We start from the raw sequence: 18,624 nt of genomic DNA, 5'->3' as shown, positions 1-18,624 counted from the left end.
GATCGCACCTACCTTCCCTGTCTGAAAGGATTGCGTGACGCCCATGAACGATGACCAGCCGCAGGGTAATCCCTGGATCAAGAGTCTACTGGTGTGGGGAGGGATCTTCCTTGCGCTATTGCTGGTGGTCTCGATGTTCGGGGCGCGCGGCGATGCTTCGGGCACGCAGATCGGCTACTCCGATTTCCGCGCCCGCGTGGCTGAAGGCGCCGTTCGCGACGTGCAGATCGGCGCGGACAAGATCACCGGCACCCTGAAGAACGACCAGACCTTCACCACCACCCCGGTGGATGGTGACAAGGATCTGCTGCCCAAGTTGTTGCAGGACAACAACGTGCCCTACACCGGCAAGGCGCAGGAAGAACCCAACATGCTGGTCTGGGTGCTGGCGCAGTCGCTGCCGTTCTTGCTGATCCTGGGCGTGGCGTTCTTCGCCCTGCGCCAGGTGCAGAAGGGTGGCGGTTCGGGCGCGATGGGCTTTGGTAAATCCAAGGCCAAGCTTTTGACCGAACGTTCGGGCCGGGTGACGTTCGATGACGTGGCCGGCATCGATGAAGCGCGCGAGGAACTGCAGGAAATCGTGGAATTCCTGCGCGATCCCAGCCGCTTTTCCAAGCTCGGTGGGCAGATTCCCAAGGGCGCGCTGCTGGTCGGTTCGCCCGGCACCGGCAAGACCCTGCTGGCCCGCGCCATCGCGGGTGAAGCAGGCGTGCCGTTCTTCACCATTTCGGGTTCGGACTTTGTCGAAATGTTCGTGGGCGTTGGCGCCAGCCGCGTGCGCGACATGTTCGAGCAGGCCAAGAAGAACGCGCCGTGCATCGTCTTCATCGACGAAATCGACGCGGTCGGCCGCCATCGTGGCCACGGCCTGGGCAATTCGAACGACGAGCGCGAGCAGACGCTGAACCAGTTGCTGGTGGAAATGGATGGTTTCGAGGCCAACGAAGGCATCATCATCATTGCCGCCACCAACCGTCCCGACGTGCTCGATCCCGCGCTGCTGCGTCCCGGCCGATTTGACCGCCAGGTGGTGGTGCCGGTTCCCGATATCGAGGGCCGCGAAAAGATCCTGGGCGTGCACATGAAGAAGGTGCCGCTGGCGCCCGACGTCAACCCCCGCGTGATCGCGCGCGGCACGCCCGGCTTTTCGGGTGCGGACCTGGCCAACCTGGTCAACGAAGCTGCCCTGCTGGCCGCGCGCCGCAACAAGCGCCTCGTCGCCATGCAGGAGTTTGAAGACGCCAAGGACAAGGTGATGATGGGCGCGGAACGCCGCTCCATGGTCATGACCGAAGACGAAAAGAAGATGACCGCCTATCACGAGGCTGGCCACGCCATCGTCTCGGTATTCGAGCCGGCGTCTGACCCGATCCACAAGGCCACGATCATCCCGCGCGGCCGCGCGCTGGGCATGGTCATGCGCCTGCCCGAGCGGGACAGCTATTCCTATCACCGCGACAAGATGCACGCGAACCTGTCGGTTTCGATGGGCGGGCGCGTGGCCGAAGAAATCATCTTTGGCCATGACAAGGTCTCTTCGGGCGCATCGGGCGATATCCAGTATGCCACGGGACTGGCGCGTTCGATGGTGACCAAGTGGGGCATGTCGGAAAAGCTTGGGCCGCTGCAGTATGAAGACCAGCAGGAAGGCTATCTCGGCATGGGCGGTTCGGCCCGCATGATGGCCTCGGAAGAGACCAACAAGCTGATCGACAGCGAAATCCGTGCGCTGGTCGACCAGGGCTATGCCCGCGCTGTCGACATCCTGCGCGCCAATGAAGACAAGCTGCACGTGCTGGCCCAGGCGCTGCTGGAATATGAAACGCTGACCGGTGACGAGATCAAGATCCTCGTCGATGGCGGCCAGCTGGAACGCCCGGAAACCTTTGGTGGCCCGGCGCGGCCGATCGCCGCACCCGGTGCCACGGTGCCGCGCGCCGGCCGCCGCTTCCTGGGCGGTGGCAGCAATGGCGGGCTGCAGCCGCACGGCGCCTGACAGTCCGCTCCTTCGGCCTGGCGGAGCGTTGCGCTCCGCCAGCCCCTCCACCACCCGCTGCGCGGGCGGTCCCCCTCCCCATCGGTGATGGGGAGGATTTTTTTGGTCCTCCCTGCTTTCCGGGAGGTGGCAGGCCGAAGGCCTGACGGAGGGGCGTGAACCTCGCCCCAACGCCCATCTGGAACCCAACCGGCGCGCGGGCCATTGTCACCCCGCATGCCCATCGATCTTGCCTGGATTCGCCCCGAGCCACAGGGCATCTATCTGCCGCCCGCCGATGCCTGGATCGATCCGGCCCATGCGGTGCCGAGAGCCTTGGTCACGCACGGGCATTCCGACCATGCGCGGGGCGGCCATGGCCAGACCGTAGCCACCGCGGCGACACTGGCGATCATGGGCCTGCGCTATGGCGTGATGCCCGAAGGCGCGCAGGCGGTGGACTATGGCGAGACGATCGCGCTGCCCGGCGGCATCCGCGCCACGTTCGTGCCGGCGGGCCACGTGCTGGGATCGGCGCAGATCCTGCTGGAGCGCGACGGGCAGCGCGTGGTGGTGACCGGCGATTACAAGCGCAGCCCCGATCCCACCTGTGCCCCGTTCGAGCCGGTGCCGTGCGACGTGTTCATTACCGAGGCGACGTTCGGCCTGCCGGTGTTCCGCCACCCGCCGATCGCCGAGGAAATCGCGCGGCTGCGCGAAACGCAGGCGGCCCATCCGCAGCGCTGCGTGCTGGTGGGTGCCTATGCCCTGGGCAAGGCGCAGCGCCTGATCGCCGAACTGCGCCAGGCCGGGCACGATGCGCCGATCTTTCTGCATGGCGCGATGGAGCGGATGTGCGCGCTCTATCGCGAATGGGGCATCGATCTGGGCGAACTGCGCCCGGCCGCAGGCGTGGCCAAGGCGGAACTGGCCGGGCACATCGTGGTCTGCCCGCCATCGGCGCTCAACGACCGCTGGAGCCGGCGCCTGCCCGATCCGATCACTGCCATGGCATCGGGCTGGATGCGGGTGCGGCAACGGGCGCGACAGCGTAATGTCGAACTGCCGCTGGTGATTTCCGACCATGCCGATTGGGACGAACTGACCGCGACGATTGCCGAGGTAAATCCGGCTGAAACCTGGATCACCCATGGCCGCGAAGAAGCGCTGCTGCGCTGGTGCGCGCTGCACCAGCGCAAGGCCCGCGCGCTGGCCATGGTCGGCTATGAAGACGAGGACGATTGAGCGATGGAACGCTTTGCCGCCCTGGTCGATGGCCTGGTCTATACCCGATCCCGCAATGGCAAGCTGGCGCTGTTGGCGCAGTATCTGCGCGACACGCCCGATCCCGACCGCGGCTGGGCGCTGGCCGCGCTGACCGATGGGCTGAATTTTCCAGCGGTGAAGGCGGGCACAATACGCGCGCTGCTCGATGCGCGGGTGGACGAGGTGCTGTGGCGCCTGTCGCGCGATTATGTGGGCGATACGGCGGAAACCGCCAGCCTGCTGTGGCCCGAACCGCAGACACCGCAACTGCCCCCGCCCAGCGTAAGCGAAGCGGTGGAGGTTCTGGCCGGCGCCACCCGCGCCACGGCGGCGGAGCGGCTGGCCGGATTGCTCGACCGGCTCGATGCCAATGGCCGCTATGCTCTGCTCAAGCTGGCGACCGGGGCGATGCGCATCGGCCTGTCGACGCGGCTGGCCAAGGTGGCGTTTGCCCAGGCGTTTGGCGTGGATGTGGAACAGGTGGAAGAGCTGTGGCACGGCCAGGCGCCGCCCTATGCCGATCTGTTTGCCTGGGCCGCTGATGGCGCGCCGCCGCCCGATGCGCAAAGCCTGCCACTGTTCCGCCCGTTCATGCTGGCCCAGCCGCTGGAAGATACGGTGGTGGACCTGGGCGCGTTTGTCGCCGAATGGAAATGGGACGGCATCCGCGTGCAACTGGTGCACGTGGCTGGGCAAACCCGGCTCTATTCGCGCGGTGGGGATGATATTTCCGCCAGCTTTCCCGAATTGATCGGCGCGTTGCAAATCCCGGCGGTGCTGGATGGCGAATTGCTGGTGCGCGGCAGCCACCAGGGCGGCGAAGCGGGTGGGGCGGCCAGCTTCAACGCGCTGCAACAGCGGCTGGGGCGCAAGAGCGTAAGCAAGGCCATGCTCGCCGATTATCCTGCGTTCGTGCGATTGTATGACGTGTTGCAGCTGCAGGGCGAAGACCTGCGGCCGCTGGGCTGGGCCGCGCGGCGTGCCCGGCTAGAGGCGCTGATGCCTCAGCTCGATCCGCAGCGCTTTGATATTTCGGCGGTGATCGAGGCCGACAACCTGGACCAGCTGGCCGAAATTCGCGCCCGTGCACGGGATGACGCGATCGAGGGAGTGATGCTCAAGCGGCGCGACGCGCCCTATGTGTCCGGGCGGCGCGCCGGGCTGTGGTACAAGTGGAAGCGCGATCCGCTGCTGATCGATTGCGTGCTGATGTATGCCCAGCGCGGCAGCGGCAAGCGATCCTCGTTCTATTCCGATTTCACGTTCGGTTGCTGGGATGGCGATCCCGATGCCGGGGCCGACCTGCTGCCAGTGGGCAAGGCCTATTTCGGCTTTACCGACGAGGAACTGAAGTGGCTCGATCGCCATGTGCGCCAGCACACGGTCAACCGCTTTGGCCCGGTGCGCGAGGTTGATCGCCAGCTGGTGCTGGAGGTGGCATTCGATTCGGTCCATGCCAGCAAGCGGCACAAATCGGGCCTGGCCATGCGTTTCCCGCGCATCCACCGCATCCGCAGCGACAAGCCCGCGCACGAGGCCGACCGGCTGGACACCTTGCGCGCGATGGTGGCGGATTGATGAGGGTCAAGGTGGCTGGGGGCAGGGGCGGTTAGGGGGAAGCATCCCCTCCCTCGCGCGAAAGGCCTGCCATGGCAGCGACTGCCGAATCCGTTGAAACGCCATTTGCCCGCATCGGCGGCCACGCCACGCTGCGCGCGATCACCGAGCGGTTCTATGACCTCATGGAAAGCGACCCGGCCTATGCCGCGCTGCGGGCGATGCATGCGGCAGACCTGGCACCGATGCGCGCATCCCTGCCCAGTTTCCTGGCGGGATGGTGCGGTGGGCCGCGTGACTGGTGGGACAGCAATCCCGGCAAGTGCATGATGTCGATGCACAAGCCGTTTCCGATCGATCGCGAAACGGCGGCTCAATGGGCCGAAGCGATGCGCCGCGCGATTGCCGAGGTGGCGCCGGCCGATGCCGAGGTGGCCCAAGCCATGGGCGATGCGCTGGAACGCATGGCGCTGGGCATGGCGCGCGGCTGACGTGAAAACGCCGCGCCTCAGTCGCCGGCCACGCTCATGCCATCGATGCGCAGGGTCGGCACGTCGATCCCCCGTTCGATCTTGAGATCGCTGGCCGGGATCATCGCGGCAAACATGGCCAGCAGGTTGCCGGCCACGGTAAACTCCGCGATCGGGCCGGCGATTTCGCCGTTGACGATGCGAAAGCCGGCGGCGCCGCGGCTGTAATCGCCGGTCACGCCGTTGACGCCGCTGCCGATCAGTTCGGTGACATAGACCCCATCGGCAATATCGGCGATCAGTTGCGCGCGGGTGAGCGTGCCCGGCTCGATCACCACGTTGCCGGCGGTGACATGCGGCGCGCCCGATCCCCCGCGCGAGGCATGGCCAGTGGGCATGGCGCCCAGCTGGCGCGCGGCCGCGCTGTCCATCAGCCAGCCGGTCAGGCGCCCGGCATCGACCAGCTTGCGCGGGGCGGTGGGCAGCCCTTCGCCATCGAACGGGCGCGAGCGCAGGCCACGGCGGCGCAGCGGATCGTCGGTGATGGTCACGCTGCTGTCAAAGATCTGGGCGCCGTCGTAGTCGAGCAGGAAGCTGGAACGGCGGGCGATCGACGAACCCGAGATGGCGCCGAGCAGATGGCCGACAAGCGAGCCGCCCACGCGCGGATCGAACACCACCGGCATCGCCCCGCTTTTCACCCGGCCGGGGTTAAGCCGCGCCACGGCGCGTTCGCCCGCCTCGCGCCCGATCTGGGCAGGTGGGGGAAGGTCGGCGGCAAAGCGGGTGCTGGCCCAGGCATAGTCGCGCTGCAACGCGCCACCTTCGCCGGCGATCACGCTGGCCGAAACCGAATGGCTGCTGGCGGCATAGGCGCCGGAAAAGCCATGGCTGGTGGCCAGTGCCACCACGCCGCGCCCGGTGCTGGCGCTGCCGCCCTCGCTGTTGGTCACGCCTTGGACGGCGCGCGCGGCATCCTCGGCTTCCTCGGCCAGGCGGCGCAGCTCTTGCGGGGCGGGCTCGGCCGGATCGTCGAGGTCGAGATCGGGGAAGGGGCCGCGCGCCAGAAGCTGTTCATCGGCCAGGCCGGCAAAGCGATCTGCCGGTGCGGCGCGGGCCATGGCCACGGCGCGGCTGGCCAGTTCATCGAGCGCGGCATCGGCGAGGTCGGTCGATCCGATCGAGGCGGATGCGCCGCCGACGAACACGCGCAGGCCGATATGCTCGGATTCGGAGCGTTCCACGTCTTCCAGCGCGCCCAGGCGCACGCTCACGCTTTCCGCGCCGCTGGCGAGATAGACTGCATCGCCCGCCTCTGCGCCGGCGCGCCGGGCGCGTTCGATCAGGGCTTGGCAGCGTTCCTGGGCCTGGGTGGGGGTCAACATCGGGGGCGCACTCCAAACCTGAAACACCGGGGGCCAGCCACACCGGGCTGGCGTGCGCTGCTCCTAGCCGCTGGGACGCGAAGCGGCAATCAGGGGGGCAATCAGGCGGCCATCAGTGGGCGAACAGCGCGATCAGCCCTTCGATCAGCACGGTCACCAGCAGCGGCAGCCCGATCGATACCGCCCACACCGTCAGCCGCGCGCGGTTGAGCGCGGCGGCGAGGGCCGGCGGATCATCGGCCAGGCGGGCGGCGGTGGCGTCCCAGCGCTTTTCCATGCGGCGATAGAGCGGGATGATCGCACCGACCAGCACGACCAGCGCGATCATCGGCAGCAGCGTGTTGTCGGCCTCTTCCAAAGCGCGCATCGTCAGGAAAATCTGCAGCGCGGTATAGACCATCAGGCCATAGGCAACCGCATTGCTGACCCGCTTGTGCGCGCTTTCCAGCCGGGCGGCGCGATCGGCCACGCTTGGCTCCATGGCCATGAATGGCCTGTTCGCTGTCATGATCACCTCTCCCCCGGCATAACGCCACCAGCATAACACCATGGCCGTGCGCGCGGTGCAAGCGTGTCCACGCGGCCGTGCCATGCACCAATCGCGCCAATCCTGCCGCGTTGGGGTTTGCCGTGGCGCCGGTCCGGGCTATGAGCAGGGAATGACTGGCTCTTCCTCCGCGCTCGCGTCTGAACCCGCCACCGGTGCCGCCGTGCCGATTCCCCAAGGGGGATTGGAAGTGGTGTCCATCGCCAAGTCTTATGACAAGCGGGCAGTGCTGACCGATATCTCGCTGTCGGTGGGCAAGGGGGAAGTGCTGGGCCTGCTTGGCCCCAACGGCGCGGGCAAGACCACCTGCTTCTATTCGATCATGGGCCTGGTGCGGCCGGATTCGGGCCGCATCCTGCTCGATGGCGTGGATATCACCAAGCTGCCGATGTATCGCCGCTCGGTGCTTGGGCTGGGCTATCTGCCGCAGGAAACCTCGATCTTTCGCGGCATGACGGTGGAACAGAACATCGCCACCGTGCTGGAACTGGTGGAGCCCGACAAGGCGACGCGCGCGGCCGAACTGGATCGGCTGCTCGACGAGTTTGGCCTTACGCGGCTGCGCGCAAGCCCGGCCATGGCGCTTTCGGGTGGGGAGCGGCGGCGCTGTGAAATCGCCCGCGCCCTGGCCGCGCGCCCGTCGATCGTCCTGCTCGACGAACCGTTTGCCGGGATCGATCCGCTGTCGATCAGCGACATCCGCGATCTGGTCAAGGATCTCAAGAAGCGCGGCATCGGTGTGCTGATCACCGACCACAACGTGCGCGAAACGCTCGATATCGTCGATCGCGCCTGCATCATCTATGGCGGCCAGGTGCTGTTTGCCGGCAGCCCCGAGGCGCTGGTGGCCGATCCCAACGTGCGGCGGCTCTATCTGGGCGAGGGCTTTACGTTGTGAAGCCGCACGGCTTTCGCATTCTGTTTACCATGGGCGGCTGATACCCGCCGCCATGGCTCTTGGTCCACGCCTCGATATCCGCCAGTCGCAATCGCTGGTGATGACGCCGCAGCTGCAGCAGGCGATCAAGCTGCTGGCGCTGTCCAACCTTGAGGTGGAAACCTTCATTGGTGAGGCGCTGGACGCCAACCCGTTGCTGGAAATGGGCGATGCCGGGCCGGCGCTTGCGGGCGAAGATGCCCCGGGCGAAGACCTGCGGCGCACCCATCTCGAATCGAGCCCGGTCGACCAATTGGTGGGCGAGGGCCGCGCCGCCGAGGACCGCCCGCTCGATATCGATGCCACCGCGCTCGATCTTGATCGCGATACCGGTGATGGCGCCGTCGCCCTGTCTGATCTGGCCAGCAGCGGGTTGCGCGAAGGGACGATCGGCGCCGACGGTGGCGGCAGTGGCGGGGGCGAAGGGCCGGATATCGACGAGCGCGGCGCGAGCGCTGCCTCGCTGGCCGAGCATCTCCATGGCCAGATCGGCGCCACGACATCCGATGCCCAACTGCTGTTCGTGGGGCGCTGGCTGATCGATCAGCTGGACGAGACCGGCTACCTGCGCATGGCTCTGCCCGAGGTGGCCGAGGCGCTGGGCCTGCCGCTGAGCCGGGTGGAAGCGGCACTGGCGCTGGTGCAGACGCTCGATCCCACCGGCGTGGGCGCGCGCACGCTGGGCGAATGCCTGGCGCTCCAGGCGCGCGAGGCCGATCGCTATGACCCGCTGATGGCGCGGCTGCTCGACAATCTCGATCTGCTGGGCCGCGGCGAACTGGCCCGGCTGCGCCGCCTGTGCGGCGTGGACGAGGAAGACTTTGCCGACATGCTGGCCGAATTGCGCGGTTATGATCCCAAGCCGGGCCTGCGCATCGGCAGTGGCCCGGCCGAGGCGATCAGCCCGGATATCCTGGTGCAGCCAGCGCGCGGCGCGGGCGATCCGGCTGACGATGCCGGAGCGGAGGTGCCCGGCTGGGCGATCAGCCTGAACCCTGCCACGCTGCCGCGCGTGCTGGTCAACCGCAGCTATTACGTGGAAATGCGCCGCTCTTGCGTGGACAAGACGGCGCGGGCCTGGCTGGGCGAGCGGCTGGCCGATGCCAACTGGCTGGTCAAGGCGCTGGACCAGCGGCAGAAAACCATTCTCAAGGTGGCGGCCGAGATCGTGAAGCAGCAGGAAGGCTTCTTTCGCCACGGCGTGTCGCACCTGCGCCCGATGACGCTGCGCACCGTGGCCGAAGCGGTCAAGATGCACGAGAGCACGATCAGCCGCGTGACCTCGAACAAGTATCTGCATTGCCTGCGCGGCACGTTCGAACTGAAGTATTTCTTCACCTCGGGTGTGGCGGGCACCGATGGCGAGGGGGTTTCGGCCGAGGCGGTGAAAGCGGCGATCCGCCAGTTGATCGATGGCGAGGATCCCAAGGCGATCCTGTCGGACGATGCGCTGGTCGATCTGCTCAAAGCGCGCGGCTTTGACCTGGCGCGGCGCACGGTGGCCAAGTACCGCGAGGCGATTGGCCTGGGCAGCTCGGTCCAGCGGCGCCGGCAAAAGGCGCTGGCCGGGGTGCGTTGACCGCACCGGGCGGCGCGGGATAATGCGGCGCCGCACGGGTGCCGGGCGAAATCGGGCCGCCCTGGTGCGGCATGAGGGAAGATGTGATGAACGAAGCCGACCACAGTTCTGCCGCTGGCGGGCCCAAGCCCCCGGTCTGGCGCGGTGTGGCGGTGGGCGTGCTGACGGTGGCGGCGATCATCGGCGGCGGCATCGGCATCTATCGCCTGGAGCGTCCGGCCGAACTGGCCGAGGCCGCCGGCCAGCCCGAGCGGCCGGAAGTGACCCCGGTGGTGCTAGACAGTGCAGTGCCCGCGCCGCTGCCCGATGCCAGTGCGCCTGCGGCCGACGCCTCGAACGCGGCGCCCGATGCCGAGCCGAGCCCGGAACCTTCGCCCGTGGTCGATGATACGATCACGCGGATGGAACAGCGCCTGAAGGACGAGCCCGAAGACGTGCAGGGCTGGCGCATGCTGGGCTGGGCCTATTTCCAGAACGCCCGCTACAAGGACGCCGCGCGTGCGCTGCGCAAGGCCACGGCGCTCGATCCTGATCATGCCGAAAGCTTTTCGTTCCTGGGCGAGGCGCTGGTCATGGCCTCGCGCCGCGAAGGGCAGATGCCGCGCGGGGCGCGAATCGCCTTTGACAAGGCCTTGGCGATCGATCCCAAGAATGCCCGGGCGCGCTATTTCAAGGCGCTGTCGCTCGATCTGGCCGGCAAGCACCGCCGTGCCCTGCGCGCCTGGTTTGCGCAGCTGAGCGAAACGCCGCCCGACGCGCCCTATGCCAGCGATATCCGCAGCGTGATCCGCAGCGTGGGCAAGCGCCACCATATCGAGGTGGAAAAGCGCCTGGCGATTGCCGATGCCCAGGCCCGCCTGCCCAAGGTGGACAAGGACAAGACCAAGGAAAAGGGCAAGGGCAAGGATGCCGAGCGCCGCAAAGGCGCGCTGCCGGGGCCGGCCCATGCCGAGCTGAAAACCGCGTCGGGCGCGCAGACCGGCGGCGTGGACAGCGGCACGCGTGCGGCGATGGAGCGCGGCATGGTCGATGGGTTGGAAGCGCGGCTGGCGCGCAACCCCGGCAACGTCGATGGCTGGATTCTGTTGATTCGCAGTCGTGTGCAGCAGGACCGGCGCGATGACGCAGCCAAGGCGCTGGCCAAGGGGCTGGCGGCGTTCAAGACCCAGCCTGCCAATGCGCAAAAGCTGCGTGATGCCGCCGCGCGCCTGGGCATTGCCGCCGATTGAGCGTTTTCGCGTCGCGAATCCTCGCCTGCCATTGCCGTTCTTCCCGATGGCGCATGGAAAAGCACGTTAACCGTGTGGGCTTACGATTGGTCTTCGCAAGCCTTGCCGTTGTCGCTTTGGGGGAAGCGGCGCGGTAAGGATTTGCGGGAATGCGACGAGGGCGGGGTTTGCAGCGATGATTGCTGGCAAATGGCTGCCGACACCGGACCTGTGCTTACGTTAAATTAACCTTTCATGTTCATAGGTCATATGGTTAATGATGGGCATGCGCCTCAGTAGGGGGCTGTGCCGGGGAATGGCAAGAAGGGGCTGATCCATGCGCGTGCTGCTGATCGAGGACGAGCCGGCAACGGCCAAGGCTATCGAATTGATGCTGACGGCCGAAGGGTTCAACGTCTATTCCACCGACCTGGGGGAGGAAGGCCTCGATCTCGGCAAGCTGTATGATTACGACATCATCCTGCTCGACCTGAACCTGCCCGACATGCACGGGTATGACGTGCTGAAAAAGCTGCGCGTCGCCAAGGTGCAGACGCCGGTGCTGATCCTTTCGGGCATTTCCGAAATGGATTCCAAGGTCCGCTCGTTCGGCTTCGGTGCTGACGATTATGTGACCAAGCCGTTCCACCGCGAAGAGCTGATCGCCCGTATCCACGCGGTGGTGCGTCGGTCCAAGGGCCATTCGCAATCGGTCATCCGCACCGGCAAGCTTTCGGTCAATCTCGACGCCAAGACCGTGGAAGTGGACGCCGCGCGCGTGCATCTGACCGGCAAGGAATACGCGATGCTGGAACTGCTCTCGCTGCGCAAGGGCACCACGCTGACCAAGGAAATGTTCCTCAACCATCTCTATGGCGGGATGGACGAGCCCGAACTCAAGATCATCGATGTGTTCATCTGCAAGCTGCGCAAGAAGCTGGCCCATGCCTGCGGCGGCGAGAACTACATCGAAACCGTCTGGGGCCGTGGCTATGTGCTGCGCGATCCCGACGACATGACGGCCATCGAAGCGGCCTGATCCTCTTTTCCTGCGCACAATCCCGAAGCGGCCCGTTCCCACGACGGGCCGTTTTCGTTTGGTGTTTCACGTGTAACATTGGGTGTGCGGGCGAGCGTCGAGCGGATGAATTTACGGCCGTGCTGCCGGGCGGATGTGTCGTGTTTTGGTGGTTGGCTGCCTCTGCGCAGTGATTGCAGGCATGGTGCACGTTATCAAGCTGGACCCCGGATCAAGTCCGGGGTGACGGAAAATATAATTGAAATAAAAACTTATTGTCACCCCGGACTTGATCCGGGGTCCAGCTGTTTTGCTTGTGCAAAACGCCAGTATGTCCTCAAATGGGCGCGAGTAGCCGATCTGGCCATCTCCCGGTCCTCCGCCACGATCGCCATAATAGCCGACGTTCGGGCGCCTCAGTTGGCGCGTCGGAAGCGGTCATTTGTTTATCGATGTCGCTTGCGCCAGGAATCGCCGAGGTCGGAGGGAAGCGGACATTGAGCATCGGCACTCTTGCGCGTAAATGTCTTTTATGGACCAGAAAGCTTTTGTAGACCTGCTCCAGCTAGTTGTACTGGATAGACTATCTGTCGAGCTTGCGAAAACTTGGCAAAATCCGCCGGGACGACTTCGTTCGGAGGAGAGGTCGCGGCGTTCCAGATGGATGAAAAACCTTAGCGGCCCCGAGCGCGCCCTCGTCGAAGAGTTCGGCCAAGACGCGGCGAGGGCGGCTGTATTCGGAGTGCTGTGCGTGCTCGACGGCGTCCGGAAGATCGAGGATCGCGAAAACGGCCACATTGAACTTCATCATATCAAAAATGGTTGCTCTGAGCTTTTAGCTTCTAGCGGAAACGACATGACACTGGACTTCTTACACGATTTACTGCCGTAGATGTCCACATTTGGGCGCTTTCGGACATGCACACTATTCCGCAATATTTGGGTTTGACCCAATCTGATTCGCGCAGAGGCGCAGAGGCGCGGAGATTCCATTTGCTCTGCGCCTCTGCGCCTCTGCGCGAAATACTATTCTTCTTCTTAAATTCCGAAAATCTGGAATCAATTCGCGGTAAAACGCCTAGCGGAACTTCTCGAGCAGCAGATACCAGCGCATGCCCAGCATCAGCAGCGGGTTGCCCAGCCAGTCGCCCAGCGGCACGCGCACCGGCTTGAGCGCGGCGAAAATGTCGAAGCGTTCCAGGGTGCCGGCGATGGCCTCGGCCATGACTTCGGCCACGACGTGGCTGGTGGCGACGCCGTGGCCGGAATAGCCTTGGGCATACCACACGTTATTGGCCAGCTTGCCCAGTTGCGGCGCGCGGTTGATGACGATGCCCATGGCGCAGGACCAGGCATGCTCGATCTTCACGCCCTTCAGCCGTGGAAACGTTGCCTCGATCGCCGGGCGCAATTCATCGGCGAACGAACGCGATTCGCGGCCGGAATAGTTGGCGCCGCCGCCAAACAGCAGGCGCCCATCGGCGGTGAGGCGATAGTAATCGAGCACGAAGCGGCAATCATAGACCGCCAGGTCGTGTGGATTGATCGCGCGCGCCGCATCGCCCAGCGGTTCGGTGGTGACGATCCCGCCCACCGCCGGAAAGATCAGCCCGCCCAGGCGCTTGCGTTCCAGCTTGTGATAGACATCGCCAGCGATCATCACCTGCGCGGCGCTGATGCTGCCCTGGGCGGTGACCACGCGGGGGCGCGGCCCGTGGACGATGTCGACAACCGGCGAGCCCTCGAACAGGCGCACGCCGAGCTGTGCAGCGGCCTTGGCCTCTCCCAGGCACAGCTTGAGCGGATGCAGGTGCATGTTGCGGCTGTTGAGCAGGCCGCCGCAATAGAGCGGGCTTTCGAGGTGGTCTCGCATGCCGGCCGCATCGAGCAGCACGACATCATCGCCCATGCCGCGCGCGCAGGCCTGGGCAAAGGTTTCTTCCAACTCGGCCATGTGCGAGTGCTTCATCGCGGCGTGGATGTGCCCGTTCTTGAGGTCACACGCGATGCCATAGCGGGCAACGCGCGCGGCAATCACGTCTTGCCCGTGCCAGCGCAGCCACCAGAGAAAATCGTCAAGTTCTGCGCCCAGGCGGCGTTTCCACTGCTTGCGCAGTTCGCCTTCGCCCGAAAGGCTGCCGGTTACCTGGCCGCCGTTGCGCCCGCTTTGGCCCCAGCCGATGCGGTTGGCTTCGACCAGGATCACCGACAGTCCGCGTTCGGCCAGTTCCAGCGCGGTGTTGACGCCGGTAAAGCCGCCACCGATCACCACGACATCGGCACTGTGATCACCTTGCAGCACCGGCCAGGCGGTATCGTCGCCCAGGCTGGCGGAATAGTAAGTGTGGGGGCGATCGATCAGCGGTGCGGTGGCCATGGCCGATCATTGCCAAGATCGATCACAGATCAAGCGAAACCGTGCAGTATGTGCGCCGGGCATTGACCGCAACGCGCGCCCCTGCCATCGGCTGCGCCCCATGACGGCATACAAATCCGGCGATCCGACCACGCTCAACCGCCTTTACGGCCGCGCCAAGGGCAAGCCCCTGCGCCAGGGCCAGCAGGCTCTGGTGGATACCCTGCTGCCCCGCATCGCGGTGCCGGCGCAAGGCCCGGTCACGGCCCAGGCGCTGTTCGGGCACGATTGCCCGCTGCATTTCGAGATCGGCTTTGGCGGCGGCGAGCACATGGCCTATCGCGCCGACCTGCTGCCCGACCATGGCTTTATCGGCGCCGAGCCGTTCCTGAACGGTGTGGCGCAGGCGCTGACCCATGTGGATGGCGACAATGGCGCCCATCCGCCGCTGGGCAATGTGCGCATCCACCACGGCGATGCGCTGGAAGTGCTGGAACGCGTGCCCGATGGCGCGCTGTCGTTCCTCTATCTGCTGCATCCCGATCCCTGGCCCAAGGCGCGCCACGCCAAGCGGCGCATGATGAACGACGGCCCGGTCGATCTGTTCGCGCGCAAGCTCAAGCCGGGCGGCGAATTCCGCTTTGGCACCGACCATCCGATCTATCTGCGCCACGCGCTGATGGTGATGCGCCGCCACACCGACCAGTTCCGCTGGCAGGCGCAGACCGCGCAGGATTTCCAGCAGCGCCCCAGCGGCTGGCCCGAAACCCGCTATGCCGCCAAGGCCCGCGCCCAAGGCCATGAAATCTGGTATTTCCGGTACACCCGCAGCTGAGCCAGGGCGCTGCGGGCTTTGGTGCAGTTTGCCATAACCGGCGGGCGGGGCCCGTGCGCATGGGCTGATTAATGGCGCGCTAACTATCGAGGCGTAGCGTTTGCCCTATCGGCGGGACAGGTGCGAACGGCACGGACCGCCGCATCGGAGCGCGCCATGTCTCACCACCAGACTGCCACCCAGCTGCTGAACGAACTGCGCGAATTTGCCAGTTTTCCGGCGGCGACCCAGCGCTATATCCGGCGCAGCCTGGATATCGGGCTGGGCCGGCGCGATGCTTTCCAGATCTGGGCGCGCACGGCGGCCGAGACCGCGGCGATCCGCACGCAATACGTGGTCTATCAGGATCTCAAGCTGTTGCGCACGATGCTGCCCGAAGGCCCGGCGGCCGAAGGCATCGAGCGGTTCATGGGGGCGCTGATCCGCCTGAGCGCATTCGATCTGGGCCAGGACCGGCTCGACGGGTTTTCCGCCTATCGCTTTCTTTATGAGCGCCTGCTGGGCGCAGAGGTGCGGCCCTGGCTGCCGGCGGCGTTTTGCGGCGCGGCTGCCCTGCCGCAAATCCGCCCGTTGCGGCGCAAGGACCTGCTGCAATCGATCAGCGAGGCAGCGGCCACGGCACCGGGTTGGTCCACCCGCGCGCCGACGTTCTATCCCGATTTCGTGCCGCTGGAAGAAGCGGCCTGAGCCACGGCCCGCGCGCGCTGCGCACTGGTGGCGGCGGTGCCGGCCGAGGCGAGCACGATCAGGCCGATCGCCAGCCATTGATCGGGGGTGAGCCGTTCGCCCAGCAAGGCCCAGCCGGTGAGCGCGGCAACCGCCGGCGCAGCGCTGAGCAGCATGCCGAAGACACCTGCGGGCAGGCGGCGCATCGCCTCTATCTCAAGCCCATAGGGCAGCGCGCTGGACAGTATGGCGATGGCCAGGCTCGTGGCCAGGGCGTGGGGCATGAGCAGCGCCGGGCTGCCGCTCACCAGCGCCAATATCGGCACGACGACCACGGCGGCTACGGCCATGCCCCAGGCCACCGCATCGGTGCCCAGTGCCGCCGCCACGTGCCGCCCTGTGACGATATAGCTGGCCCAGCACACCGCCGCGCCGCCCGCCAACAGCAGCCCGCGCGGGTCCAGCGTCTGGCCAGGATGCCAGGGCAGCAACAGCGCCAGGCCAGCTACCGCGCAGGCCAGCCACAGGAAATCATGCGGGCGGCGCGAGGCAGCCAGCACGATGGCGAGCGGCCCCATGACCTCTACCCCTACGGCAATGCCGATCGGGATGTGCGAAAACGCCTGGTAGATCAGGAGGTTCATGATCCCCAGGATCGCGCCATAGGCGGCTAGGCCCGGCCACAACGCGCGCGGCACCGGACGCCGCCACGGCCGCCGCCAGGCCAGCAGCACCAAGGCCGCCAGCGCCACGCGCAGCAGCGTGGCGCCACCCGCGCCGACCAGGGGAAACAACTGCTTGGCAAAACCGGCGCCAAGATTGCCCGAAACCTGCGCGGCCAGCGTGGCACAGGCGCCGGCCAGCGTGGCACGGGAAGTGGTGCGAGACATCGGCTTCCCTTAGCGCCTGCGCGCCGGTCTGCCAGCCTTATCCCTTGTACAGCGCGTCCATCCGCGCGCCATAGCGTTCGCGAATCTTGTGGCGGCGGATCTTGAGCGAGGGGGTGAGTTCCTCGTTGGCGATGGCAAAGGGTTCGTCGGCCAAGGTGAACTGGCGCACCTTTTCGATCACGGACAGATCACGGTTCACCCGGTCCACCGCCTCGCGCATCGCGCTGCGGAAGGCGGGCAGATCGGCCAGCCGCGCCAGATCGTGGGGGGCGTCGTTTTCCACCGACCACTGCATCGCCCATTCGGCATCGGGCACGATCAGGCCAACCACGTAGGGGCGCTTGTCGCCCGATACCATGGCCTGGGCGATTTCGGGCTGAAGGGTGAGCATGCCCTCGATCTTTTGCGGAGAGACATTGTCGCCCTTGTCGTTGACGATCATGTCTTTCTTGCGATCGGTGATCTTGATGCGGCCCTGGCCATCGATGTGGCCGATATCGCCGGTGTGCAGCCAGCCATCCTGGATGGCGCGGGCGGTTTCGGCATCGTTGTGCCAATAGCCGTGCATCACCAGTTCGCCGCGCACCAGGATTTCACCGTCGGGCGCGATGGCCACTTCCACGCCAGCAAGCGGCGGGCCGACGGTATCCATGCGAATGCCGGCGGCCGGGCGGTTGCAGGCGATCACCGGGCCAGCCTCGGTCTGGCCATAGCCTTGCAGCATGGTCAGCCCCATGGCCTCGAAGAATAGCCCGACTTCGGGGTTGAGCGGCGCGCCGCCCGATACCAGCGCCTTGATCCGCCCGCCAAAGCGCGCCCGCACCTTGGGGCGCAAGGTGCGTTCGATCAGCAGGTTGAGCGGCCGATCGATCAGCCGCAGATGCCCGGTCTCTTCCTGGTGGGCAGCGATCGCCAGGGCGCGGTCCATCAGCCATGTCGCCACACGCCCCTGCTTTTCGATCTGCTTGATGATCCGGGCACGCAGCACTTCGAACAGGCGCGGCACCACCACCATGATCGTGGGGCGCACTTCCTCGATGTTGCTTGCGAGCTTTTCCAGGCTTTCGGCATAGGCAATGCGCGCGCCCACGCCGATCGGCAGCCATTGCCCGCCGGTGTGTTCATAGGCGTGGCTCAGGGGCAGGAACGAGAGGAACTGGTCATCGCCCAGGTGGAAATCCTCGGCCAGGACTTGGGCTGCGCCGGCCACGTTGGCGAGGATCGCACCATGGTGCTGGCGCACCCCGCGCGGGGCGCCGCCGGTTCCGCTGGTGTAGATGATGCAGGCCAGATCCTCGCGCCGAATCGCGGCAATCCGCTGGCTCACGGCCGCGCGGGCGGCGGCGGCATCGCCCTGCAGCAGGGTTTCCCAATCATGGAAATGCAGCGTGCCGGCCTGCTGCTGGCGCAGCGGTTCGATGCCGATCACATGCTCGGCGCAAGGCGCGTTGAGCGCGGCGGCAAGCAGCGGCTGGGCCAGCTTGGCATTCGATACGATGATCGCGCGCGCCCCGGAATTTTCCAGGATATGGAGGTGATCGCGCGCGGTATTGGTGGTGTAGGTGGGCACGGTGACCAGCCCGGCGGCCATGATCGCGATATCGGCAATGCACCATTCGGGGCGGTTTTCCGACACCAGCATGACCCGGTCACCGGGATTGAGGCCGAGGGCGCGCAGGGCCTGCGCCAGAAGGCAGACCTGATCGGCCACGCTGCGCCACGATTGCGCCACCCAGGTGCCCTGGCGTTTGGCCGAAAGGAACGGCGCATCGCCATGCTGCGCCGCGCGGGCCAGAAACAGGCTGACCAGGTTCGGCATTTCAGCCAGCTGTGCCACTTGCACGGCAGCTTGGTTTTCACCCACGGACACGCACACTCTCCCTGCTGGCCCGTATTCGGACCAGTTCCCAAAACGGATAGCTAGGCCGCGCGTTC

General features: G+C 66.1%; 16 protein-coding genes. 11 read left to right on the top strand and 5 right to left on the bottom strand.

Annotation, left to right across the window (positions count from 1 at the left end):
• Nucleotides 1-43: 43 nt before the first annotated feature.
• The 4 genes from ftsH to SCA01S_RS03980 all read left to right on the top strand — a co-directional run bounded on the left by ftsH (nucleotide 44) and on the right by SCA01S_RS03980 (nucleotide 5,289).
• The gene (gene ftsH / locus SCA01S_RS03995) at nucleotides 44-1,996 is read left to right on the top strand and encodes an ATP-dependent zinc metalloprotease FtsH (RefSeq protein WP_062783185.1); all 1,953 of its coding nucleotides are present in this window, start codon (nucleotides 44-46) and stop codon (nucleotides 1,994-1,996) included.
• A 216-nt stretch (nucleotides 1,997-2,212) separates the two neighbouring features.
• Nucleotides 2,213-3,220 (top strand): ligase-associated DNA damage response exonuclease, encoded by a 1,008-nt coding sequence (locus SCA01S_RS03990; RefSeq protein WP_062783183.1) that lies wholly within the window; start codon nucleotides 2,213-2,215, stop codon nucleotides 3,218-3,220.
• Between the two features lie 3 nt (nucleotides 3,221-3,223).
• Complete coding sequence (locus SCA01S_RS03985) at nucleotides 3,224-4,819, top strand: cisplatin damage response ATP-dependent DNA ligase (protein ID WP_062783180.1); 1,596 nt, start codon at nucleotides 3,224-3,226, stop codon at nucleotides 4,817-4,819.
• A 71-nt stretch (nucleotides 4,820-4,890) separates the two neighbouring features.
• Entirely contained in the window at nucleotides 4,891-5,289 is a 399-nt protein-coding gene (locus tag SCA01S_RS03980; RefSeq protein ID WP_062783177.1) for a group II truncated hemoglobin, read from the top strand.
• A gap of 17 nt (nucleotides 5,290-5,306) precedes the next feature.
• Here SCA01S_RS03980 and SCA01S_RS03975 read toward each other — a convergent pair whose 3' ends face one another.
• Nucleotides 5,307-6,653, bottom strand: a complete 1,347-nt coding sequence (locus SCA01S_RS03975) for a TldD/PmbA family protein (protein ID WP_062783174.1) — start codon at nucleotides 6,651-6,653, stop codon at nucleotides 5,307-5,309.
• Between the two features lie 112 nt (nucleotides 6,654-6,765).
• Nucleotides 6,766-7,161, bottom strand: coding sequence for a hypothetical protein (locus SCA01S_RS03970; protein WP_157088852.1), 396 nt, complete (start codon nucleotides 7,159-7,161; stop codon nucleotides 6,766-6,768).
• Nucleotides 7,162-7,312: 151 nt separating this feature from the next.
• Here SCA01S_RS03970 and lptB point away from each other — a divergent pair, with 151 nt between their 5' ends.
• From lptB to SCA01S_RS03945, 5 genes are all read left to right on the top strand, one after another.
• Nucleotides 7,313-8,098: an LPS export ABC transporter ATP-binding protein gene (lptB, locus tag SCA01S_RS03965; protein WP_022675897.1), complete on the top strand. Its 786-nt coding sequence runs from the start codon at nucleotides 7,313-7,315 to the stop codon at nucleotides 8,096-8,098.
• Nucleotides 8,099-8,150: 52 nt separating this feature from the next.
• On the top strand, nucleotides 8,151-9,716 hold the full coding sequence (rpoN, locus tag SCA01S_RS03960; RefSeq protein ID WP_022675896.1) for an RNA polymerase factor sigma-54: 1,566 nt from the start codon (nucleotides 8,151-8,153) through the stop codon (nucleotides 9,714-9,716).
• An 86-nt stretch (nucleotides 9,717-9,802) separates the two neighbouring features.
• The gene (locus SCA01S_RS03955) at nucleotides 9,803-10,945 is read left to right on the top strand and encodes a tetratricopeptide repeat protein (protein ID WP_084390785.1); all 1,143 of its coding nucleotides are present in this window, start codon (nucleotides 9,803-9,805) and stop codon (nucleotides 10,943-10,945) included.
• A gap of 316 nt (nucleotides 10,946-11,261) precedes the next feature.
• Entirely contained in the window at nucleotides 11,262-11,963 is a 702-nt protein-coding gene (gene ctrA, locus SCA01S_RS03950) for a response regulator transcription factor CtrA (protein ID WP_022675302.1), read from the top strand.
• 511 nt (nucleotides 11,964-12,474) lie between these two features.
• Nucleotides 12,475-12,834, top strand: a complete 360-nt coding sequence (locus tag SCA01S_RS03945) for a hypothetical protein (RefSeq protein WP_062783165.1) — start codon at nucleotides 12,475-12,477, stop codon at nucleotides 12,832-12,834.
• Between the two features lie 186 nt (nucleotides 12,835-13,020).
• On the opposite strand, the gene SCA01S_RS03940 is transcribed toward SCA01S_RS03945, so the two are convergent.
• The gene (locus SCA01S_RS03940; RefSeq protein WP_054131632.1) at nucleotides 13,021-14,319 is read right to left on the bottom strand and encodes an NAD(P)/FAD-dependent oxidoreductase; all 1,299 of its coding nucleotides are present in this window, start codon (nucleotides 14,317-14,319) and stop codon (nucleotides 13,021-13,023) included.
• A 100-nt stretch (nucleotides 14,320-14,419) separates the two neighbouring features.
• Between SCA01S_RS03940 and trmB the strand changes: the two genes are divergently transcribed.
• Entirely contained in the window at nucleotides 14,420-15,133 is a 714-nt protein-coding gene (trmB, locus tag SCA01S_RS03935) for a tRNA (guanine(46)-N(7))-methyltransferase TrmB (RefSeq protein WP_062783162.1), read from the top strand.
• A gap of 156 nt (nucleotides 15,134-15,289) precedes the next feature.
• Nucleotides 15,290-15,820, top strand: a complete 531-nt coding sequence (locus tag SCA01S_RS03930; RefSeq protein ID WP_022675298.1) for a hypothetical protein — start codon at nucleotides 15,290-15,292, stop codon at nucleotides 15,818-15,820.
• Here SCA01S_RS03930 and SCA01S_RS03925 read toward each other — a convergent pair.
• Together SCA01S_RS03925 and SCA01S_RS03920 are read right to left on the bottom strand one after the other, a co-directional pair.
• Nucleotides 15,784-16,689: an EamA family transporter gene (locus SCA01S_RS03925; protein ID WP_062783160.1), complete on the bottom strand. Its 906-nt coding sequence runs from the start codon at nucleotides 16,687-16,689 to the stop codon at nucleotides 15,784-15,786. The two genes, SCA01S_RS03930 and SCA01S_RS03925, sit on opposite strands and share 37 nt — an antisense overlap.
• Nucleotides 16,690-16,726: 37 nt before the next feature.
• Nucleotides 16,727-18,508 carry an AMP-dependent synthetase/ligase gene (locus SCA01S_RS03920; protein ID WP_107716506.1) on the bottom strand — a complete coding sequence of 594 codons (1,782 nt, stop codon included), beginning with the start codon at nucleotides 18,506-18,508 and terminating at the stop codon, nucleotides 16,727-16,729.
• Nucleotides 18,509-18,624: the final 116 nt, after the last annotated feature.

The sequence above is a fragment of the Novosphingobium capsulatum NBRC 12533 genome (genome assembly GCF_001598375.1).
GTDB classification, from domain to species: domain Bacteria; phylum Pseudomonadota; class Alphaproteobacteria; order Sphingomonadales; family Sphingomonadaceae; genus Novosphingobium; species Novosphingobium capsulatum.
Note: the sequence above shows the minus strand (reverse complement) of the source record. Positions and strands in the feature narration are given on the sequence as shown.